At 64.2% G+C, this 20,538-nt stretch carries 17 protein-coding genes and 4 tRNA genes; 8 read left to right on the top strand and 13 right to left on the bottom strand.

Annotated features, from left to right (window positions below; translation table 11 throughout):
- Positions 1 to 90: 90 nt before the first annotated feature.
- From CON76_RS08330 to argG, 3 genes are all read left to right on the top strand, one after another.
- The gene (locus CON76_RS08330) at positions 91 to 438 is read left to right on the top strand and encodes an arsenate reductase (protein ID WP_101102890.1); all 348 of its coding nucleotides are present in this window, start codon (positions 91 to 93) and stop codon (positions 436 to 438) included.
- A gap of 98 nt (positions 439 to 536) precedes the next feature.
- On the top strand, positions 537 to 854 hold the full coding sequence (gene ppnP, locus CON76_RS08325) for a pyrimidine/purine nucleoside phosphorylase (RefSeq protein WP_101102889.1): 318 nt from the start codon (positions 537 to 539) through the stop codon (positions 852 to 854).
- Positions 855 to 878: 24 nt separating this feature from the next.
- Positions 879 to 2,213 carry an argininosuccinate synthase gene (gene argG, locus CON76_RS08320; RefSeq protein WP_101102888.1) on the top strand — a complete coding sequence of 445 codons (1,335 nt, stop codon included), beginning with the start codon at positions 879 to 881 and terminating at the stop codon, positions 2,211 to 2,213.
- A 62-nt stretch (positions 2,214 to 2,275) separates the two neighbouring features.
- Here the strand turns inward: argG and CON76_RS08315 are convergent, their stop codons facing one another.
- Positions 2,276 to 2,761, bottom strand: a complete 486-nt coding sequence (locus CON76_RS08315; RefSeq protein ID WP_101102887.1) for a MarR family winged helix-turn-helix transcriptional regulator — start codon at positions 2,759 to 2,761, stop codon at positions 2,276 to 2,278.
- 250 nt (positions 2,762 to 3,011) lie between these two features.
- On the opposite strand from CON76_RS08315, the gene CON76_RS08310 reads away from it, so the two are divergent.
- The 3 genes from CON76_RS08310 (at position 3,012) to fahA (ending at position 6,363) form a co-directional block, all read left to right on the top strand.
- Complete coding sequence (locus CON76_RS08310; protein ID WP_101102886.1) at positions 3,012 to 4,703, top strand: FAD-dependent monooxygenase; 1,692 nt, start codon at positions 3,012 to 3,014, stop codon at positions 4,701 to 4,703.
- Positions 4,704 to 4,720: 17 nt separating this feature from the next.
- Positions 4,721 to 4,912 carry a DUF2783 domain-containing protein gene (locus tag CON76_RS08305; RefSeq protein ID WP_240592814.1) on the top strand — a complete coding sequence of 64 codons (192 nt, stop codon included), beginning with the start codon at positions 4,721 to 4,723 and terminating at the stop codon, positions 4,910 to 4,912.
- Between the two features lie 128 nt (positions 4,913 to 5,040).
- Positions 5,041 to 6,363 carry a fumarylacetoacetase gene (gene fahA, locus CON76_RS08300; RefSeq protein ID WP_101102906.1) on the top strand — a complete coding sequence of 441 codons (1,323 nt, stop codon included), beginning with the start codon at positions 5,041 to 5,043 and terminating at the stop codon, positions 6,361 to 6,363.
- 192 nt (positions 6,364 to 6,555) lie between these two features.
- Here the strand turns inward: fahA and CON76_RS08295 are convergent.
- The 10 genes from CON76_RS08295 to CON76_RS08250 form a co-directional block, all read right to left on the bottom strand.
- Positions 6,556 to 6,631, bottom strand: a tRNA-Gly gene (locus CON76_RS08295).
- Between the two features lie 6 nt (positions 6,632 to 6,637).
- Positions 6,638 to 6,711: transfer RNA gene (locus CON76_RS08290), tRNA-Cys, on the bottom strand.
- Positions 6,712 to 6,752: 41 nt separating this feature from the next.
- Positions 6,753 to 6,828 (bottom strand) — tRNA-Gly (locus tag CON76_RS08285).
- A gap of 79 nt (positions 6,829 to 6,907) precedes the next feature.
- On the bottom strand, positions 6,908 to 9,397 hold the full coding sequence (gene lon, locus CON76_RS08280; RefSeq protein WP_101102884.1) for an endopeptidase La: 2,490 nt from the start codon (positions 9,395 to 9,397) through the stop codon (positions 6,908 to 6,910).
- Positions 9,398 to 9,484: 87 nt separating this feature from the next.
- Positions 9,485 to 10,768 (bottom strand): ATP-dependent Clp protease ATP-binding subunit ClpX, encoded by a 1,284-nt coding sequence (gene clpX, locus CON76_RS08275; protein WP_101102883.1) that lies wholly within the window; start codon positions 10,766 to 10,768, stop codon positions 9,485 to 9,487.
- A gap of 65 nt (positions 10,769 to 10,833) precedes the next feature.
- Complete coding sequence (gene clpP, locus CON76_RS08270) at positions 10,834 to 11,448, bottom strand: ATP-dependent Clp endopeptidase proteolytic subunit ClpP (RefSeq protein WP_101102882.1); 615 nt, start codon at positions 11,446 to 11,448, stop codon at positions 10,834 to 10,836.
- Between the two features lie 134 nt (positions 11,449 to 11,582).
- Positions 11,583 to 12,896: a trigger factor gene (gene tig / locus CON76_RS08265; RefSeq protein ID WP_101102881.1), complete on the bottom strand. Its 1,314-nt coding sequence runs from the start codon at positions 12,894 to 12,896 to the stop codon at positions 11,583 to 11,585.
- Between the two features lie 65 nt (positions 12,897 to 12,961).
- Positions 12,962 to 13,048: transfer RNA gene (locus tag CON76_RS08260), tRNA-Leu, on the bottom strand.
- 60 nt (positions 13,049 to 13,108) lie between these two features.
- Positions 13,109 to 13,876 carry a serine O-acetyltransferase gene (gene cysE, locus CON76_RS08255; RefSeq protein ID WP_101102880.1) on the bottom strand — a complete coding sequence of 256 codons (768 nt, stop codon included), beginning with the start codon at positions 13,874 to 13,876 and terminating at the stop codon, positions 13,109 to 13,111.
- Positions 13,877 to 13,911: 35 nt separating this feature from the next.
- Positions 13,912 to 14,682, bottom strand: coding sequence for an RNA methyltransferase (locus tag CON76_RS08250; protein ID WP_101102905.1), 771 nt, complete (start codon positions 14,680 to 14,682; stop codon positions 13,912 to 13,914).
- 97 nt (positions 14,683 to 14,779) lie between these two features.
- Here CON76_RS08250 and CON76_RS08245 point away from each other — a divergent pair, with 97 nt between their 5' ends.
- Positions 14,780 to 15,763, top strand: coding sequence for an inositol monophosphatase family protein (locus CON76_RS08245; RefSeq protein ID WP_101102879.1), 984 nt, complete (start codon positions 14,780 to 14,782; stop codon positions 15,761 to 15,763).
- Between the two features lie 106 nt (positions 15,764 to 15,869).
- Here CON76_RS08245 and CON76_RS08240 read toward each other — a convergent pair whose 3' ends face one another.
- Entirely contained in the window at positions 15,870 to 16,904 is a 1,035-nt protein-coding gene (locus tag CON76_RS08240) for a TRAP transporter substrate-binding protein (RefSeq protein WP_101102878.1), read from the bottom strand.
- Positions 16,905 to 17,163: 259 nt separating this feature from the next.
- Between CON76_RS08240 and mutS the strand changes: the two genes are divergently transcribed.
- Complete coding sequence (gene mutS / locus CON76_RS08235) at positions 17,164 to 19,848, top strand: DNA mismatch repair protein MutS (protein ID WP_240592813.1); 2,685 nt, start codon at positions 17,164 to 17,166, stop codon at positions 19,846 to 19,848.
- Between the two features lie 51 nt (positions 19,849 to 19,899).
- On the opposite strand, the gene CON76_RS08230 is transcribed toward mutS, so the two are convergent.
- Positions 19,900 to 20,466: an SCO family protein gene (locus CON76_RS08230; RefSeq protein ID WP_101102903.1), complete on the bottom strand. Its 567-nt coding sequence runs from the start codon at positions 20,464 to 20,466 to the stop codon at positions 19,900 to 19,902.
- Positions 20,467 to 20,538: the final 72 nt, after the last annotated feature.

The following is a 20,538-nucleotide window of genomic DNA, read 5'->3' as shown; positions in this document are numbered from 1 at the left end:
TGACACAGATAGGTGTAGCGGCATGCAGCATGAGCCGCATCGGACACAATACGGCTCATTGTTTGAGCCGTATTGCATAGAGAGGCACCCATGGTCACTGTTTATGGCATCCCCAACTGCGACACCGTGAAGAAAGCCCGTGCCTGGCTGAACGAACGCGGTGTGGCGCACGAATTTCACGATTTCAAAAAACACGGTGTGCCGGAGGCACGGTTGGCGCACTGGGCGGCCCACACCGGCTGGGACAAGCTGGTCAACCGCAAGGGCACCACTTGGCGACAACTCGACCCGGCACTGCAAGCCACGCTCACCGACGAGGCCAGCGCCCACGCCCTGATGCTACGCCACGCCAGCCTCATCAAGCGCCCGGTGGTGGAATGGAGCGGCGGCGACGTGACGGTGGGCTTTGCGCCCGACGATTGGGCGGAACGCTGCTGACGGGCACGCGCCACGCCCTCCCCTAAAATCGGGGCCAGGCGGTGCTACCGCAATGTCCGCTTTTTTTGTTCCGAAGTTTCTAGCTCCTTCAACTGTCCATGACCACCACCCAATTCGACGGCGTGTCCGTCAACACCCAAGCCAATGTGTACTTTGACGGCAAGTGCGTCAGCCACGGCATCACTTTGGCCGATGGCACCAGGAAGTCGGTCGGTGTGGTGTTGCCCGCCACCCTGACCTTTGGCACTGCCGCACCCGAGATCATGGAATGCGTGGCCGGCGGCTGCGAGTACAAGCTGGCTGGCAGCGACCAGTGGCTCCAGGCTGGCCCGGGCGACAAGTTCAGCGTCTCCGGCAACAGCAGCTTCGAGATCCGTGTGACCGAGGCTTTCCACTACATCTGCCATTACGGCTGAACGAACCCAAGGAAAAACACCCACATGTCCGCCACCATTCTGCAAAACCTGCCCACCGGGCAAAAAGTCGGTATCGCCTTTTCGGGCGGACTGGACACCTCCGCCGCCCTGCTGTGGATGAAGCTCAAGGGTGCCCTGCCCTACGCCTACACCGCCAACCTGGGCCAGCCCGACGAGTCGGACTACGACGAGATCCCGCGCAAGGCGATGGGCTACGGTGCGGTTCAGGCCCGCCTGATCGACTGCCGCCCGCAACTGGCCGCTGAAGGCATTGCCGCGCTGCAAGCGGGTGCGTTCCACATCAGCACCGCCGGCATCACCTACTTCAACACCACCCCGCTGGGCCGCGCCGTGACCGGCACCATGCTGGTGGCCGCCATGAAGGAAGACGATGTCAACATTTGGGGCGACGGCTCCACCTTCAAGGGCAACGACATCGAGCGTTTCTACCGCTACGGCTTGCTGACCAACCCGGCGCTCAAAATTTACAAGCCTTGGCTAGACCAGACCTTCATCGACGAGCTGGGTGGCCGCAAAGAGATGAGCGAATTCCTCATCGTCAACGGTTTTGACTACAAGATGAGTGTGGAGAAGGCTTACAGCACCGACTCCAACATGCTGGGTGCCACCCACGAAGCCAAGGACTTGGAACACCTCAACAGCGGCATCCGCATCGTCAACCCCATCATGGGCGTGGCGTTCTGGAAGCCCGAGGTGGAGGTGAAGGCCGAAGAAGTGACCGTGCGCTTTGAAGAAGGCGTACCGGTGGCGCTCAACGGCCAACGCTTCGACAATTTGGTGAATTTGATCCTGAAGGCCAACGAGATCGGTGGCCGCCACGGCTTGGGCATGAGCGACCAGATCGAGAACCGCATCATCGAGGCCAAGAGCCGTGGCATCTACGAAGCCCCCGGCCTGGCGCTGCTGCACATCGCCTACGAGCGTCTGGTCACCGGCATCCACAACGAGGACACCATCGAGCAGTACCGCATGAATGGCCTCAAGCTGGGCCGCCTGCTCTACCAAGGCCGTTGGTTCGATCCGCAAGCCATCATGCTGCGCGAAACGGCACAACGCTGGGTGGCACGCGCCATCACCGGCGAAGTCACGCTGGAGCTGCGCCGTGGCAACGATTACTCCATCCTCAACACCGAATCGGCCAACCTGACCTACGCGCCAGAACGCCTGAGCATGGAAAAGGTGGAAGATGCGCCGTTCACACCGCTGGACCGCATTGGCCAGTTGACGATGCGCAACCTCGACATCACCGACACGCGCGCCAAGCTGGGCGTGTATTCGGATGCGGGCTTGCTGTCGCTGGGTCAAGGCGAGGACTTCCTCAAGCTCGGCGGTAACTAATCCTCCGCTTGCCTAGGATGTGCCCGGCGCTGGTTCCAGCGTCGGGCTTTTTTGTACCCGCTTCAGTCGTCGCAGCGTTGTTGCTGCTGCACCTTGGCGTGGGCGATCAGGCGGTCGAACATTTCACCCAGCAACAGTTGTTCGCCAGGGCTGAGGCAACCAAAGATTTCTTGGTTGCGCCGGTCGATCAGCGCCATCACCGCCTGCCAGCGCGCCCGCCCGGCTTCGGTCAGGGTGAGGCTGACGCTGCGGCCATCGCTGGCGCGGGTGGTCTTGCACAACAGCCCTCGGTCGGCCAGCGCCTGTGCGGCCCGGCTGGCCTGGCCTTTGTCCAAGTTGGCCTCGTGCGCCAAATTGTTGACGGTGAGTTGCGGAAACGACCCCACTGAGGCCAGACAGCGTGCCTCGCTCAAACTCAAATCGCCCACCGACTGGTAGAGCTCCTGACTGGCTTTGTCGCTGAGCTTGTGCAGCATGTGCAGGCGGTAAGTCAAGTACCGATCCAGCGTGGGTGGGGCAGGATCAACGCTTGCACGGTGTAGCGACATGTGGGGGACTCCAAGAATACGGTGTAGCGCCTACGACGGCAGCGGGCTGTACGCATTGTATGCAGTACCGCTGCATGGGCCACATATCGTTGACTTCACAACAAAAAAGCAACCCGTTATATTGCTACATCAGTCCAATACCAACCAAATTAAAGGGAAAACCCCAATTGAAGTTGGTTTTGTCTGGCATAAAAATATTTGTATGCACAACAAACACTGTGCGCCCTTCACCACCCCGTAGGAGTTGCTCATGCACCAACCGACCACCACCCCGCGTCCATCCATTTATTACAACTACCAAGTGTTCTCACCGTGGCTGGCATCACAGCACCCGGCGCAAGAACGCAAACACGTGGTGATTGTGGGTTCCGGCCCGGCGGGTATGGTCACGGCGCTGGAACTGGCCCGCCACGGCGTGCCCAGCGTGGTGCTGAGCGCGGAGCTGCAGTTCTCGCAAGGCAGCCGCGCCATCTGCTTCACGCGCCGGTCGATGGAAATCTTGCAACAGGTGGGCGTGGCCGACCGCATGACCGAAGGCGGCCTGCCGTGGCGCTTTGGCAACTCGTTCTACCGCAACCAGCTGTGCTTCCGCATGGAGGCACCACAGGATCCGGACGACCGCTTCTACCCCATCATCAACGTGCAGCAGCAGTTCATGGAAGAGTACCTGCACGACGCCTGCACCGCCAACCCGCTGATCGACTTCCGCTGGGGCAACAAAGTCGTCCAAGTGGCACAACAAGACGGCTACGCGGTGGCTACCGTCGATACGCCGGAAGGCGAATACCAACTCGAAACCAACTGGCTGGTAGACGCCTCGGGTGGACGTTCTGCCATTCGCTCCGCCATGAACTTGGAGATGGAAGGTGCCTCCTACGAAGGCTTCTTCGTGATTGCCGACATCAAGGTCGATCTGCCGCTGCCCACCGAACGCCTGGCCTACTTTGACCCAGAATGGAACCCGGGCAACACCATCTTGATGCACCGTGAGCCCAACGGCATCTGGCGCGTGGACTACCAACTGCCCCAAGGCGAAACCCCCGAGGAAGCCCTGCGCCCCGAATCGCTCAAGGCCCGCATTGACGCACAACTGGCCATGATCGGCTTCCCCGGCATCGACTGGGAAATGGACTGGAGCTCGGTCTATTCCGCCCGCACCCTCACGCTGACCGACTACGTGCATGGCAACGTCATCTTCACCGGCGACGCGGCCCACCTGCTGCCCATCTTTGGCGTGCGTGGGGCCAACACCGGCTTCCAAGATGCCCAGTCGCTGGGCTGGCAACTGGCCCACACCGTCAAGGGCCTGGGCGGGCCGCAGCTGCTGGCCAACTACAGCGCCGAGCGCGTGGGTGCGGCGCGCGAAATCATCGCCGAATCGGGCAAGAGCGTGCGCTTCATGACGCCGCCGACCCAAGGCTTCAAGCTGCTGCGCAACGCAGTGCTGTCGCTGTCGCTGCAAAATGAGTTCGTGCGCCCGCTGTACCACTGGCGCACCTCGCGGCCGCACGAGTACACCCATTCCATACTCAACAGCCGGGGCGACGACAACGCGCTGTTCACCGACGGCCCGGCCCACGGCGCGCCGCCGCGCAACATCCGCCTGGGCGCCAACGACTTTTTGCTCGACCACTTGGGCGGCGGCTTTGACCTGATCTACTTCACCACCGGCGACGCCATGCCGGCCCCGCTGCTGGACGTGGTCAACGCGGCGCGCGCCAAGGGCGTGGCGCTGCGCATTACCGCCGTGGGTGCAGCCCAGCCCGTGGCCGGTGCCGACCAAACCTTTGCCGACGCCGACGGCCACTTCCGCCAACGCTACGGCGTGCAGGCCAGCGGCGCCGCCTACCTGCTGCGCCCCGACCAACACGTCTGCGCCCGTTGGCTGACGCTGGACGCGGTGCGCCTGCAAGCCGCCCTCAACGCCGCCCTGCCCCAATGAACCCGGAGAACACTGCCATGACCGCCCCCAACGCTTTGACCATCCCCGGTCTGGAGACCGTTTACGACACCCTGGCGACCGCCATCGACCAAGCCGGCCCTGAAAAAACCGAACTATTTCTGGTGAAACTGGCATTGCTCAACGCCAACGCCTTGGGCGACACCGAGTTGTTTCAACGACACCTGCAAGCGGCGTTAAAAGACCTGTAATCCCGCATACGCAGCACAGCCCGAGCCAGATGGTTAACATCGGCCCGGGCTTTCGGCTGTCTTACAGTTGACCTGTTTTGGTAACATGGCCCGCACAACAACAACCATTTTTTGTTTTGGAGCAAGACTTGACCGCACTGAATGAAACACACCGCCCAGACCTCCAGAGCTGGGTTGCCTCGGCCAACGTGGCGGGGCAGGATTTTCCGATCCAGAACCTGCCCTTTGCCGTGTTCCGGCGCAAAGGCAGCACCGAGGCCTTCCGTGGCGGTGTCGCCATTGGCGACCAAATCCTGGACTTGGCCGCTGTGGCGCAAACCGGTGTGTTTGCCGGTGACGTGCAAGCCGCCATCCAAGCAGGCGCGCAAAGCAAGCTCAACGCCCTGATGGCCTTGGGCCAACCCGCGTGGAGCGCCTTGCGTTTGGCGCTGTCACGCGCCCTGCGGGCAGGTGCCGCCGAACAAGCCGCGCTGCAAAACTGCCTGGTGCCGCAAACCGAGGCCGAATACGACGTGCCCGCCCGCGTGGGCGACTACACCGACTTTTACACATCGGTGTACCACGCCACCAACATCGGCAAACAATTCCGCCCCGACAACCCGTTGCTGCCCAACTACAAGTGGGTGCCCATTGGCTACCACGGCCGCGCCTCCAGCATTGGCGTGTCGGGCCAGCAATTCCGCCGCCCTGTGGGCCAAACCATGCCACCGGGAGCCGCCCAGCCCTCTTTTGGCCCCAGCAAGCGGCTCGACATTGAGCTGGAAGTGGGCATTTTTGTGGGCACAGGCAACGAACTGGGCGATCCGGTGGCCATCACCGAAGCCGAAGCCCACGTGTTCGGCATCTGCTTGCTCAACGACTGGTCGGCGCGCGACATTCAGGGCTGGGAATACCAACCGCTGGGACCATTCCTGTCGAAGAACTTTGCCACCACCATCTCGCCGTGGATCGTGACGCTGGAAGCGCTGGCACCGTACCGCGTGCCCTTTGTGCGCCCCGCCGAAGACCCACAGCCGCTGCCCTACCTCGACAGCGCCGACAACCGCGCGGCCGGTTCGCTCGACATTCAACTGCAAGTGGGCCTGGAAACACCACAGATGCGCGCAGCGGGCCAAGGCGATGCCACCATCTGCCGCACCAGCTACCGCCACGCCTACTGGACGGTGGCCCAAATGGTGACCCACCACACCGTGAACGGCTGCAACCTGCAACCGGGCGACCTGCTGGGCAGCGGCACCTTGTCCGGCCCGACGCTGGACCAGGCCGGCGCACTGATCGAGCTGACCACCGGCGGCAAAAACCCGCTGACCCTGCCCAATGGGGAAAGCCGCACCTTCTTGGAAGATGGCGATGCCATCGTGATCCGTGGCTGGTGCGAAAAAGACGGCGCAGCACGTATCGGTTTTGGCGAATGCGTGGGCACCGTGTTGCCTGCACGCAGCCTGAGCTGATGGCAGGTTTGCCTTGACAGTTGCGTGGGCGGTGTGGCGGCCGCACCGCTCACCAATACCCAGCTCCAGCGCCGTGGCCCACACACCCGGCGCTTTTTTCATACCTGGCGCACCGCAAAGGTGCATGGTGAGCATGGCCACCACAGCCACAAAGCAAAAAAGGACAAGCCGTGAAGCTTGTCCTTTTGCGTATGGAGCGGGATAAGAGGCTCGAACTCTCGACCTATACCTTGGCAAGGTATCGCTCTACCAACTGAGCTAATCCCGCAAAAACTGGAGGCGCGGGCCGGAGTCGAACCGACCTACACGGATTTGCAATCCGGTGCATAACCGCTTTGCTACCGCGCCTTGACTGGCCGTGTCCGGCTTGAAACAACCCGAACAAAATTTGGAGCGGGATAAGAGGCTCGAACTCTCGACCTATACCTTGGCAAGGTATCGCTCTACCAACTGAGCTAATCCCGCAGAATCAAACAACGCTGTTGCCTGAAGCCGTTATTCTACAACGGTTTTTGAAGCTCTCGCCAGCCACCGTTGCAAATTTTCAGTGCGCCAAGCCAGAAGCCCCCGCCTGCGCGGTGCCCGGCTTGGTGGCGCGGCTGGCCTTGGCCCGGGTTTTGGGCTTGGCCGGCTCCGACGGCGCAGCTTCAGCGACGACAGGTGCCGCAGCGGTGGCCAGCAGCGGGCTGGGGTAACGCTCCAGCGCCAATTCCAGCACGCGGTCAATCCACTTGACCGGGATGATGTCCAGCCCCTGCTTGACGTTGTCCGGGATTTCAGCCAAATCTTTGACGTTTTCTTCCGGGATCAGCACGGTCTTGATGCCACCGCGCAACGCAGCCAGCAGTTTTTCCTTTAAGCCACCAATCGCGGTGACTTCGCCGCGCAGGGTGATCTCGCCCGTCATGGCCACATCGGCGCGCACCGGAATGCCGGTCAGGGCCGACACCATCGCCGTGGTCATGGCAATGCCCGCGCTGGGGCCATCCTTGGGCGTGGCACCGTCGGGCACGTGCAGGTGGATGTCCTTCTTCTCGAACACCTCGTCGGCAATGCCAAACGCTGGCGCGCGGCTGCGTACCACGGTACGGGCCGCTTCCACCGACTCTTTCATCACATCGCCCAACTGGCCGGTGCGGATGACGTTGCCCTTGCCCGGCATCAAGGCGGTTTCAATCGTCAGCAAATCGCCGCCGACTTCCGTCCAAGCCAAGCCTACCACTTGGCCCACCTGGTTTTGCTGTTCGGCGCGGCCATAGGTGAACTTGCGCACGCCCAAAAAGTCGTTCAGGTTGTCGGCGTTGACCACCACCGTGGGGCTGTATTTCTTCAGCAGCAAGCCTTTGACCACCTTGCGGCAGATTTTGGACAGCTCGCGCTCCAGCGAACGCACACCGGCCTCGCGGGTGTAGTAGCGCACCACGTCGCGCACCGCGTCTTCGGTGACTTCGATCTCGCCCGCCTTGATGCCGTTGTTCTCGATTTGCTTGGGCAGCAGGTACTTGAGCGCGATGTTGGTTTTTTCGTCCTCGGTGTAGCCCGACAGGCGAATCACCTCCATGCGATCCAGCAGCGCAGGCGGGATGTTCATGGAGTTGGACGTGGCTACGAACATCACGTCCGACAGGTCAAAATCCACCTCCACGTAGTGGTCGCCAAAGGTGTGGTTCTGCTCCGGATCCAGCACCTCCAACAGCGCCGAGGACGGATCGCCCCGGAAATCCATGCCCAGCTTGTCGATTTCGTCCAGCAGGAACAGCGGGTTGCGGGTGCCAACCTTGCTCAGGCTTTGCAGCACCTTGCCCGGCAGCGCGCCGATGTAGGTGCGGCGGTGCCCACGGATTTCGGCCTCGTCGCGCATGCCGCCCAGCGCCATGCGCACGTACTTGCGCCCGGTGGCCTTGGCCACCGATTGGCCCAGCGAGGTTTTGCCCACACCGGGCGGGCCTACCAAACACAAAATGGGCGCTTTGACCTTGTCCACACGCTGTTGCACCGCGAGGTATTCGAGGATGCGGTCCTTGACCTTGTCTAGGCCGTAGTGGTCTTCGTTGAGCACGTTCTCAGCGTGGGTCAGGTCGTGCTTGATTTTGGTCTTTTTGCTCCAAGGCAAGCTGGTCAGGACTTCGATGTAGTTGCGCACCACGTTGGCCTCGGCCGACATGGGCGACATCAATTTGAGCTTTTTCAGCTCGGACTCAGCCTTCTTGCGCGCCTCGGCGGGCATCTTGGCCAGCTTGATCTTTTTCTCGATTTCCTCGAGGTCGGCGCCCTCTTCGCCCTCGCCCAGCTCTTTCTGGATCGCCTTGACCTGCTCGTTCAGGTAGTGGTCGCGCTGGTTTTTCTCGATTTGGCGCTTGACACGGCTGCGGATGCGCTTGTCCACGTTGAGGATCTCGACCTCGTGCTCGAGCTGGGCAAACAGGCTTTCCAGGCGCTGGGCGATTTTTTCCTGCTCCAGCACGCCTTGCTTGGCCTCGAGCTTGAACGGCAGGTGCGCGGCAATGGTGTCGGCCAGGCGCGCCGGGTCGTCGATGCCACCGATGGAGGCCAGGATTTCGGTCGGGATCTTCTTGTTGAGCTTGACGTACTGGTCGAACTGCTGCATCACGGCGCGGCGCAGGGCTTCGAGTTCGGTCACGTCGTCGCCGGCCAGCTCGGCGGCGGCGTCCAGCGGCAGCACATTGCTGTCGAAGTGGGTCTCGGTCTCGTCCACGCCCAGCACCTTGGCGCGTTGCAGACCTTCGATCAGCACCTTGACGGTGCCATCGGGCAGCTTGAGCATCTGCAGGATGGTGGCGACGCAGCCGACGTCAAACAGATCGTCGGGCGACGGGTCGTCCTTGGCGGCGGTTTTCTGGGCCACCAGCATGATGCGGCGCTCGTGCTGGTCCATTGCGGCTTCCAGCGCCTTGATGCTCTTGGGGCGGCCCACAAACAATGGAATGACCATGTGGGGAAACACCACCACATCGCGCAAGGGCAACAAGGGCAGGGAGACGGGCTGGCTGGGGAGAGGGGGGTGTCCGGACATGGTGTACCTTCAAAACTTCCCGGGGATGTGGGGACGTCGGCGGCCATATCAACCCGCCGACGGGCCCCACAGGTGAGAAAGGGTGTGTCAGGCGGCGGGCTGGGCCGCGTCGTCCTGGTACACCAGCAACGGCAGCTGGCCGTCGGTGATGCAGGCTTCCTCGACCACCACTTTTTGCACGTGCTCCAGGCTGGGCAGCTCGAACATGGTGTCCATCAGGGCTTGCTCCAGGATGGAGCGCAGGCCGCGTGCGCCGGTCTTGCGCTTGAGCGCCTTGCGCGCAATGGCGGTCAGGGCCTCGGGGCGCACGTCCAGCGCCACGTCTTCCATCGCCAGCAGTTGCGCGAACTGCTTGACCACGGCGTTCTTGGGCTCGGTCAGCACCTGCACCAGGGCTTCCTCGCTCAGTTCGGCCAGCGCGGTGACCACGGGCAGGCGGCCCACCAGTTCCGGGATCAGGCCAAAGCGCACCAGATCGTCGGGCTCCACGTCCTTGAACACCTCGGTCAGGTTGCGTTCCTGCTTGGTCTTGACGGCGGCGCCAAAGCCGATGCCGGACGCTTCGGTGCGCTGCTCGACGATCTTTTCCAGGCCCGCAAAGGCGCCACCGCAGATGAACAGGATGCTGGCGGTGTTGACCTGCAGCATTTCCTGGTTGGGGTGCTTGCGGCCGCCTTGCGGTGGCACCGAGGCCACGGTGCTGCCTTCCACCAGCTTGAGCAAGGCCTGCTGCACGCCCTCGCCCGAGACGTCGCGGGTGATGGAGGCGTTCTCGGACTTGCGGGTGATCTTGTCGATCTCGTCGATGAAGACAATGCCGCGCTGGGCCTGCTCGACGTCGTAGTTGCAGGTCTGCAGCAGCTTGGCGATGATGTTTTCCACGTCTTCGCCCACGTAGCCCGCTTCGGTCAGGGTGGTGGCATCGGCCATGACGAAGGGCACGTTGAGCATGCGCGCCATGGTCTGCGCCAGCAGGGTCTTGCCCGAGCCGGTGGGGCCGATCAGCAGGATGTTGCTCTTGGCCAGTTCCACGTCGTCCTTGCCCGCGCGGTCCTTGTGGCGCAGGCGCTTGTAGTGGTTGTACACCGCCACCGAGAGCGACTTCTTGGCCGCTTCCTGGCCAATCACGTAGTTGTCCAGGTGCTGCTTGATCTCTTTGGGGCTGGGCAGGCGCTCGGTGGCGGCAGCGCCCTTGGCTGCAGCCTGGGCGGCGGGCAGCTCCTCTTGCAGGATGTCCTCACACAGCCGGATGCACTCGTCACAAATGAAGACCGACGGCCCGGAGACGAGCTTCTTGACCTCGTGCTGACTTTTACCGCAAAACGAGCAGTAAAGGGTTTTTTCAGAAGGAGTGCCTTTTTTATCGGCCATGTGGTGCCTCAGTGGATCGGGAAATGCAAAAAGGGCAGGCTGGCGCAGCCTGCCGGGGTGTGATCTTACGCAGCGGCGCGCTTGTCGATGACCTTGTCCACCAGGCCGTACTCGGCGGCTTCGGCGGCGGCCATGAAGTAGTCGCGCTCGGTGTCGCGCTCGATCTTCTCCAGCGGCTGGCCAGTGCGCTCGGCCAGCACCTTGTTGAGGTCGGCACGCAGGCGCAGGATCTCGCGGGCGTGGATCTCGATGTCGGTGGCCTGGCCCTGGGCGCCGCCCAGCGGCTGGTGGATCATGACGCGCGAGTTGGGCAGCGCAAAACGCTTGCCCTTGGCGCCCGCGGCCAGCAGGAACGCGCCCATGCTGGCGGCCATGCCCATGCACAGCGTGGACACGTCGGGCTTGATGAAGTTCATGGTGTCGAAGATCGACATGCCCGCGCTGACCGAACCGCCGGGGGAGTTGATGTAGAGCGAGATGTCCTTGTCGGGGTTCTCGCTTTCCAGGAACAGCAGCTGGGCCACCACCAGGTTGGCCGACTGGTCGTTGACCGGGCCGACCAGGAACACCACGCGCTCCTTGAGCAGGCGGGAGTAGATGTCGTAGGCACGCTCGCCACGGCCCGATTGCTCGATGACCATGGGCACCATGCCCAGGTTGTAGGTATCCAATGCACTCATGCTGAGACTCCGAAAAAAGCAGAACAGCGCCTACTGTAACCAAACTGAAAAACCTGCGCCCACAAAGCAAAAGGGGCGGAAAACGCTTCCGCCCCTCTTACAGCGTTATCCGGGCTGGGACGCCAGGCGCGCTATCAGGCCTGACCCATCAGTTCTTCGAACGAGATGGCCTTGTCGGTGACCTTGGCCTGGGCCAGCACGAAATCGACCACGTTGTTTTCGATCACGACAGCTTCCATTTCGGCCAGGCGGCGGTTGTCGCCCTTGTACCAGCGCACCACGTCCTCGGGACGCTCGTAGGAGGCGGCCAGGTCGTTGATGTGGGCGTCGATCTGCTCAGGGGTGGCGGTCAGGTTGTTGGCCTTGACCAGCTCGGCCACCACCAGGCCCAGACGCACGCGGCGCTCGGCCTGGGCCTGGAACAGCTCGGCCGGGATCGGGGCCTTGTCCACGTCGGGGATGCCGCGCTGCTTGAGGTCGGCGCGGGCGTTCTCGATCAGGCGCTCCACTTCGGCTTGCACGCTGGCCTTGGGCAGATCCAGTTCGGCCTGGGCCACCAGGGCGTCCATCACAGCGGCCTTGTTGCGGGCTTGCAGACGGAACTTGACTTCGCGCTCGAGGTTCTTGCGGATGTCGGCGCGCAGGGACTCGACGGCGCCGTCTTCAATGCCCAGCGACTTGACGAGTTCCTCGTTCACTTCGGGCAGCTGGGCGGCCTCGACCTTGTTCAGGGTGACCAGGAAGTCGGCGGTCTTGCCGGCCACTTCCTTGCCGTGGTAGTCCTCGGGGAAGTTGAGCGGGAAAGTCTTGGATTCGCCGGTCTTCATGCCGCGCACGGCATCTTCGAATTCCTTGAGCATCTGGCCGTCGCCAACGATGAACTGGAAGCCTTCGGCCTTGCCGCCTTCAAAGGGCACGCCGTCGATCTTGCCTTCGAAGTCGATGGTGACGCGGTCGCCGTCCTGGGCGGCTTCGCCTTCGGCGCGCACGGCAAAGGTGCGGCGCTGCTTGCGCAGGATGTCCAGGGTGCGGTCGATGGCGGCGTCATCGACTTCGGCGGTGATCTTTTCGACCTCGGCGGCGGCCAGGTCGTTGATCTTGACGTCCGGGAACACTTCGAACACGGCTTCAAACACCAGCTGGCCTTCGGGAGCTTCGCCTTCTTTTTCGCTGATGCGGGGGGCACCGGCGATACGCAGACCCGCTTCGGCAGCAGCGGCCGAGAAGGCCTGGCCGACCTGGTCGTTCACGACTTCGTACTGCACGGCGTAGCCGTGGCGCTGGGCCACGACGCTGAAGGGCACCTTGCCCGGACGGAAGCCGTCCATCTTGACCTGGCGCGCCATGCGCTTGAGGCGGACATCGACTTCTTTTTCAATCGCGGCCAGCGGCAGCTCAAGCGTGATCTTGCGCTCCAGCTTTTCCAGGGTTTCGACGTTCACTGCCATGGTTTTCTCCAGATATGAATGGGCGCCAACCGCCTGGCTGGCGCCCTGGTGTTCGTGCCGTTGTGTGGTGCGCGGGGGGGGACTCGAACCCCCACACCATTGCTGGCGTCAGGACCTAAACCTGGTGCGTCTACCAATTTCGCCACCCGCGCTGGGGAACCGCTGTCTGGCTTGTGGCGAAAAGCCAGACGCTAAAAACAGAGATTGTAAAGCTAATCGCGCACCAGTTTGCTCAGGCGATCGGCTTCAAAGTGTTCGGCGCGCGCGGCATCGGCGGGCAAGTCGCCCCGGCGCGGGCAGGACAGGCTTTCGATGGCCTGCCACAGCAGCGCAATCTGGTGATCTTGTCCGGCGGCGTTGTCGATCAGGCCACGCAGGGCTTGGGCCAGCGGGTCGTCGTTCTGCGTCACACCGTAGGCGGAGAAACCCATGCGCGAGGCCACTTCCTCGCGCTTGGCGTCGGCCTCGGCCTGGATGATGCGCGCCGGGTTGCCCACGGCGGTGGCCCCGGGCGGCACGGGCTTGGTGACGACGGCGTTGGAGCCCACCTTGGCGCCATCGCCGACCGTGAAGCCGCCCAGCACCTTGGCCCCGGCGCCCACCACCACGTCGCGCCCCAGCGTGGGGTGGCGCTTGGTGCCTTTGTACAGTGAGGTGCCGCCCAGCGTGACGCCGTGGTAGATGGTGCAGCCATCGCCAATCTCGGCGGTTTCACCTATCACGACGCCCATGCCGTGGTCGATGAACACGCGCTGGCCAATTTGCGCACCGGGGTGGATCTCGATGCCCGTGAGCCAGCGCGACAGGTGCGCCAGGAAGCGCCCCAGCCAGCGCCAGCCGCGCCGCCAGCAGGCGTGCGCCAGCCGGTGCCACCAGATGGCGTGCAGCCCGGGGTAGCAGGTCAGCACCTCCCAGCGCGTGCGCGCGGCGGGGTCGCGTTCCAGGATGCAGTCGATGTCGGATTTGAGGCGGGCAAACATGGGCGGACGGTGGTGGGCAACACAGACGGGGGAGTCTAGCGGGGCGCGCGCCGGGCGGTCTGCAGCATGGCGCGCGCCACCCCACGCAGGATGTGGATTTCCTCGGCGCTGGGCTGGGCGCGGTTGAAGAGCTGGTTCAGGCGTGGCATGAGCTTCTTGGGCGCGGCGGGGTCGAGGAAATCGACCGCCACCAGGGCCTCGGCCCAGTGCGCCAGCAGGCCCGCCACGGCCTGGGCGTCGGCGGGCTGGTGCGCTGCAACGGCAGCGGCTGGAGCGGCCGCACCGGCGGGTGCAACAAAGCCGCCCAGTGCCTGGCGCCAGTCGTAGGCGATGAGCTGCACCGCCGCCGCCAGATTGAGCGAGCCGAAGTCGGGGTCGGTGGGGATGCGCAGGCAGACGTGGCAACGGTACACGTCGTCGTTCTTCATGCCAAAGCGTTCGCAACCGAACAGGAAGGCCACGCCGGTGGGCACAGGCCCAGCCCCCAGCTGTGCGGACTGCAGCAGCGCGCCTAGGTGTTCGCGCGGGGCGCGGGTGGGCGGGCCGAAGTCGCGCGGCGTCATGGCGGTGGCGCACAGGTGCGACATGCCGTCGAGCGCCTCGTCCAGCGACTCCACCACGCGGGCGCGGGCCAGCACGTCGGTGGCGCCGCTGCTGCGTTGCACAGTTTCCTCGCGCTGCAGCACGTCGGGCCAGCGCGGGCGCACCAGCACCAGGTCGTCAAAGCCCATCACTTTGATGGCGCGCGCCACGGCCCCGACGTTGCCGGCGTGGCTGGTTTCAATCAGGATGAAGCGGGTCGGAATGGGCTGGCTCATGGCGTTGCGCTGGCGGGCGGGCATCGGTAGAATGGGCAGATTGTCGCTGTCATCGCGCAGCTTATTTTGCTCCTTCCCACAATTTATGTCCTCTGCACACCTGCACCCCATGCTCAACGTGGCCATCAAGGCCGCACGCGCCGCTGGCGCCATCATCAACCGTGCCGCGCTCGACGTCGAGTCGGTACGCGTGGCCGCCAAACAGACCAACGACTTCGTGACCGAGGTGGACAAGGCGGCGGAGGACATCATCATCGAGACGCTGCTGCAGGCCTACCCCGACCACGGCATCTGGGCCGAGGAGTCGGGCAAGCGCGAGGGCCGGGGCAGCGGCAAGCGCCACATGTGGATCATCGACCCGCTCGATGGCACCACCAACTTCATCCACGGCTTCCCGGTCTATTGCGTCAGCATTGCGCTGATGTACGACGGCAAGATCGAGCAGGCCGTGGTGTACGACCCCAGCCGCAACGACCTGTTCTGTGCCACCAAGGGCCGTGGCGCGTACATGAACGACCGCCGCATCCGCGTGGCCAAGCGCACCATGCTGCGCGATTGCCTGGTCAGCACCGGTTTTCCGTTCCGCCCGGGCGATCAGTTCCAGACCTACATGAGCATGCTGCAGGACGTGATGCCCAAGGTGGCCGCCGTGCGCCGCCCGGGTGCGGCCGCGCTGGACCTGGCCTACGTGGCGGCTGGCTTTGCCGATGGCTTTTTTGAAACGGGCCTGAGTCCGTGGGATGTGGCCGCCGGCTCCTTGCTGGTGACCGAGGCCGGCGGCCTGATTGGCAACTTTACCGGCGAGGCCGACTTTCTGGAACAGAAGGAATGCCTGGCGGGCAACCCGCGCATCTACGGCCAGCTGGTGGGCCTGCTGGGCAAGTACAGCAAGTTTGCCGACGCGGGCGACAAGGCCGCCGTGCGCCAGGCCCTGCAGCAGCCCGCCCCCGGCACCCTGACCGCTGCCACCGATGCCACCGACAGCACCAGTACCGCCGCACCGGCCACCACTGAAGCACAAGCCAGCGACACCAGCCCCACCGTGGCACCGGACGACGCACCGTTCTGACCTGCTGCCAGGCTGAATACATACAAACGCAAAAAAGGAGGCCAAGGCCTCCTTTTTTAGGTGGTTGCTGCCCCCGGGGGGACGCAGCAACCGCAGCAGCGTGTGCTTACTTGGTGTGCTTCTGGATCAGGGCACGGGCATCGCTCAGCAGGGCATTGCCATCGGCACCCTTCTTGCCAATTTCCTTGATCCAGTCCTGTTCCACCGACAGGGAAGCCTTGCGCCAGTTGTCCAGCTCGGCCTTCGGGATCACGGTGATGGTGTTCTTGGCGGCCAGGATCTTTTCCTTGCCCGGTGCGTCGTTGCCGGCCTGGGTCTTGCCCAGGAAGGCCGACACTTCAATGCCGGAGTTCTTGTCGATGACTTTCTTGAGCTCAGGCGACAGGCCTTCGTACTTGGCCTTGTTCATGGCAAACACGAACAGGGTGGTGTACAGGCTGGGCTGGGTGCGATCGGTCTCGGCGGTGAACTTGGTCAGCTCGTCGATCTTGATGGAAGGCGCCACTTCGTACGGAATCACGGCACCATCCAACACACCCTTGGACAGGGCATCAGGAATGGCTGGCACCGGCACACCCACCGGCACCGCACCCATGCTGGCCAGCAGCTTGGTGACCATGCGGGTCGGGGCGCGCAGCTTGAGGCCCTTCATGTCGGCCATGGTCTTGATCTGCTTGTTGGCGGTGAAGATGTTGCCCGGGCCATGCACGTGCACACCCAGCACCTTCACGTCCTTGAATTCTTCTTTGCCGTGCTTTTCGTAGTAATCCCACGCGGCGCGGCTGGTGGCCTCGGCGTTGGTCATTATGAAGGGCAGTTCGAACACTTCCATCTTGGGGAAACGGCCAGCGTTATAGCTGGGGCCCGTCCAGACCACGTCCACCACGCCGTTCTTGGCTTGGTCGTACAGCTGGGCCGGGGTGCCGCCGAGCTGCATGGAGGGGAAGATGTTGCACTTGATCTTGCCGCCGGATTCCTTGGTCACGTTCTCGCACCAGCCGCCCAGCATCTTGGTGTGCTGCACGGTGCTGGCGTTGAGGAAGTGGTGCACCTTGAGGGTGATGGTTTCCTGGGCTTGGACGGCGAATGCGGAGCCAGCCAGCACAGCGCCGATGGCGGTCAGTTTCGCGATTTGCTTCATTGAAAAGGTCTCCTAGGGTCTTGGGACACCGCCAGCCCCGACAATGGGGGGATGGCAGCGTTTTTTCTTACGCAGTCTTACGCTGGAAAGTTGTGCGAATAATACAGAGAAATTCACCATCAACCTACAGCTTTGTATCGGTAAAAACCCTAGTCACTGCACCCGCTCTTGTATCCATTCGTATCGGCGGCCTGCCTGGATGCGGTGGGATTTGATACGCTTTTTGACTTTTTGCAACCGTTTTCTGGTCGGAACCACCATGCCGCGCGACGACGCCAAGAACCACACCCCGATGATGGCGCAGTACCTGCGCCTGAAGGCCGACTACCCCGACACGCTGCTGCTGTACCGCATGGGGGATTTTTACGAACTGTTCTGGGACGACGCTGAGAAGGCGGCGCGGCTGCTCGACATCACGCTGACGCGGCGCGGCCAGTCGGCGGGCGAGCCGGTGGTGATGGCGGGGGTGCCCTTCCACGCGCTGGAGACGTATCTGGCGCGGCTGATCAAGCTGGGCGAATCGGTGGCCATCTGCGAGCAGATAGGCGACCCGGCCACCAGCAAGGGCCCGGTGGAGCGCAAGGTGGTGCGGGTGGTGACGCCCGGCACGCTGACCGACAGCGAGTTGCTGCACGACAAGAGCGAGTCGGTGCTGCTGGCACTGCACGCGGGCCCGCGCGCCACCTGCGGCCTGGCGTGGCTGAGCGTGACGCAAGGCGTGGTGCATCTGGCGCAGTGCCCGCTGGACGAGCTGCAGGCCTGGATCACGCACATCGGCCCCAGCGAGCTGCTGCACAGCGCCGACCTCACGCCCGCGCTGGAACAGCAACTGCAAGAGCTGCAACGCCAATGGCCCGCGTTGAGCGGCCACGGCGCGCACAGCCGTCTGAGCCTGGCGCTGCGCCCGGCGTGGGCGTTTGACGCCGGTCTGGGCCAGCGAAAGCTGTGCGAGCAGCTGCAAGCGGCCAGCCTGGCGGCGTGGCAGGCGCAGGAGCTGCCGCACGCGCACGCGGCGGCATCGGCCCTGCTGGACTACGCCGAACACACCCAGGGCCGCGCCCTGGCCCATGTGCGTCAGTTGCAGGTGGCGCGGCCACAGGAATGGATCGACCTGCCCGCCACCACGCGGCGCAACCTGGAACTGACGCAGACGCTGCGCGGCGAGGCCGCGCCGACGCTGTTCTCGCTGCTCGACACCTGCCAGACCGGCATGGGCAGCCGCCAGCTCAAGCGCTGGCTGCTGGAGCCACCGCGCGACCGCGGCCCGGCCCAGCAACGGCTGCAGGCCATCACCACCCTGCGCGGCGGGTGGTGGGAGCCGCTGCGCCAGGCGCTGAAAGGCGCGGCGGACGTGGAACGCATCACCGCGCGGGCGGCGCTGCGCCAGGTGCGGCCGCGCGAGCTGGTGGGGCTGGGCGCCACGCTGGAGCAAGCGCAACGCCTGGCCGCTGGCTTGCAACCAGCCCTGCCAAGCGACGCACCCGAGACGACCGACAGCACCAACACCACCGCCCTGCCCTTGCTGGTGCAGCTGGCCCGCGACCTGCAGCCACCCACTGGCTGCGCCGACCTGCTGCAACGCGCGCTGCTACCGGAACCGGCGGCGCTGGTGCGCGATGGCGGCGTCATCAACCACGGCTTTGACGCCGAACTGGACGAACTGCGCGCCATCCAGACCAACTGCGACGGCTTTTTGCTGGCGCTGGAAGCGCGCGAACGCGCCCGCACCGGCATTGCCAACCTGCGGGTGCAGTTCAACAAGGTGCATGGCTTCTACATTGAAGTGACGCAGGGCCAGCTCGACAAAGTGCCCGACGACTACCGCCGCCGCCAGACGCTGAAGAACGCCGAACGCTTCATCACGCCCGAGCTCAAGGCGTTTGAGGACAAGGCCCTGAGTGCGCAGGAACGAGCCCTGGCGCGCGAGAAATGGCTCTACGACGGGCTGCTGGACGAACTGCAGGCGTTCATCGGCCCGCTGGGCACGCTGGCGCGCGCGCTGGCGCAGCTGGACGCCCTGTGCGCGCTGGCCGAACGCTCGCTGACGCTGCAATGGTGCGCGCCGGAATTCACGCCCGAGCCCGGCATCCACATCCGGGCGGGGCGACATCCGGTGGTGGAAGCGCGGATGCAGGAAACCGGCGCCGGCACGTTCGTGCCCAACGACGCCGAACTCGGGCCCAGGGCGCGGCTGCAGATCATCACCGGGCCCAACATGGGCGGCAAATCGACCTATATGCGGCAGGTGGCGCTGATCGCGCTGCTGGGCAGCATGGGCAGTTACGTGCCCGCGCAAAGTTGCCACCTGGGGCCGCTGGACGCCATCCACACCCGCATTGGCGCCGCCGACGACCTGGCCAACGCGCAATCCACCTTCATGCTGGAGATGACCGAGGCGGCACAGATTCTGCACAGCGCCAGCGCGCACAGCCTGGTGCTGATGGACGAGATCGGGCGCGGCACCTCCACCTTTGACGGTCTGGCGCTGGCCAGCGCGATTGCCAGCCACTTGCACGACAAGACCCAGGCCTTCACGCTGTTTGCCACGCATTATTTTGAGTTGACCGCATTTCCGGCCCGGCACCACGCGGCGCGCAACGTGCACGTGAGCGCAGTGGAAGGCGCGGGCCACGACATTGTGTTTTTGCACCAGATCGAGCCCGGCCCCGCCAGCCGCAGCTACGGCGTGCAGGTGGCGCGGCTGGCGGGCGTGCCCGGCAGCGTGGTGCAGCAGGCGCGGCGTACGCTGGAGGCCCTGGAGGCGCACAGCGCCAATGCACAGGCCCAAGTGGATCTGTTTGCGCCCCCGCCCGAGGCAGCCTTGCCGGAACCCAGCGCGGTGGAGGAGGCGCTGGCCCGCATCGACCCCGACGCCCTGAGCCCGCGCGAGGCGCTGGAGGCCCTGTATGCGCTGAAAAAGGTGGCACAGGACGCCAGCCGCTGACCCGCCACCCGTGCGCCCCTGCACTGCCGCAGAGAGCCAGGGTGCCGAATTTCAGGCGCCAGCCAGCAGTTGCTTCAAGTCGGCCACCAGGGCAGCGGCGCCGGTGCCGTAGCGGTGGAACACACGCAGCCGCCCCTGTGGGTCGTAGATGTAGCTGCCCGCCGTGTGGTCCAGGGTGTAGCTGGTGGGCGTGGGGCCATCGACCTTCTTGTAGTAGACCTTGAACGCCTTGGCCAGCGCCGCCAGCTGCCCCGGCGGCGGGTACAGCGCCAGGAAGGTGGGGTCAAAGTTGGTCATGTAGGCCTTCATGATCTCGGGCGTGTCGCGTTCCGGATCGACGCTGACGAACAGGCCTTGCAGCTTGTCGCCATCGGCGCCCAGCAGCTGCTTGGCTTGCGCCAGCTCCGACAGCGAGGTGGGGCACACGTCGGGGCACTGGGTGTAGCCAAAGAACAGCACCACCACCTTGCCCCGGAAGTCGGCCAGCGTGCGCGGCCGGCCGTTGTGGTCGGTGAGCTGGAACGCGGTGGCGTAGTCGGCGCCGGTGATGTCGATGCCGCTGAAGGCGGAGGGCTTGTCACCGCAGCCCGCCAGCGCCAGCACACCGCCAGCGGTCATGGCGGCCAGAAGGCCAGCCTGCAACAGGCGGCGGCGGTTCACATTTACAGCAACATCTGCATGCAGCGCGTG

Origin of the sequence: Macromonas bipunctata (genome assembly GCF_002837135.1) — a bacterium.
Lineage (GTDB): Bacteria > Pseudomonadota > Gammaproteobacteria > Burkholderiales > Burkholderiaceae_C > Macromonas_A > Macromonas_A bipunctata.
Note: the sequence above shows the minus strand (reverse complement) of the source record. Positions and strands in the feature narration are given on the sequence as shown.

Coding starts and splice junctions, on each gene's coding strand:
- CON76_RS08330 (WP_101102890.1), top strand. CDS start 91: ATGGTCACTGTTTATGGCATCCCCAACTGCGACACCGTGAAGAAAGCC.
- ppnP (WP_101102889.1), top strand. CDS start 537: ATGACCACCACCCAATTCGACGGCGTGTCCGTCAACACCCAAGCCAAT.
- argG (WP_101102888.1), top strand. CDS start 879: ATGTCCGCCACCATTCTGCAAAACCTGCCCACCGGGCAAAAAGTCGGT.
- CON76_RS08315 (WP_101102887.1), bottom strand. CDS start 2,761: ATGTCGCTACACCGTGCAAGCGTTGATCCTGCCCCACCCACGCTGGAT.
- CON76_RS08310 (WP_101102886.1), top strand. CDS start 3,012: ATGCACCAACCGACCACCACCCCGCGTCCATCCATTTATTACAACTAC.
- CON76_RS08305 (WP_240592814.1), top strand. CDS start 4,721: ATGACCGCCCCCAACGCTTTGACCATCCCCGGTCTGGAGACCGTTTAC.
- lon (WP_101102884.1), bottom strand. CDS start 9,397: ATGTCCGGACACCCCCCTCTCCCCAGCCAGCCCGTCTCCCTGCCCTTG.
- clpX (WP_101102883.1), bottom strand. CDS start 10,768: ATGGCCGATAAAAAAGGCACTCCTTCTGAAAAAACCCTTTACTGCTCG.
- clpP (WP_101102882.1), bottom strand. CDS start 11,448: ATGAGTGCATTGGATACCTACAACCTGGGCATGGTGCCCATGGTCATC.
- tig (WP_101102881.1), bottom strand. CDS start 12,896: ATGGCAGTGAACGTCGAAACCCTGGAAAAGCTGGAGCGCAAGATCACG.
- cysE (WP_101102880.1), bottom strand. CDS start 13,876: ATGTTTGCCCGCCTCAAATCCGACATCGACTGCATCCTGGAACGCGAC.
- CON76_RS08245 (WP_101102879.1), top strand. CDS start 14,780: ATGTCCTCTGCACACCTGCACCCCATGCTCAACGTGGCCATCAAGGCC.
- CON76_RS08240 (WP_101102878.1), bottom strand. CDS start 16,904: ATGAAGCAAATCGCGAAACTGACCGCCATCGGCGCTGTGCTGGCTGGC.
- mutS (WP_240592813.1), top strand. CDS start 17,164: ATGCCGCGCGACGACGCCAAGAACCACACCCCGATGATGGCGCAGTAC.
- CON76_RS08230 (WP_101102903.1), bottom strand. CDS start 20,466: ATGACCGCTGGCGGTGTGCTGGCGCTGGCGGGCTGCGGTGACAAGCCC.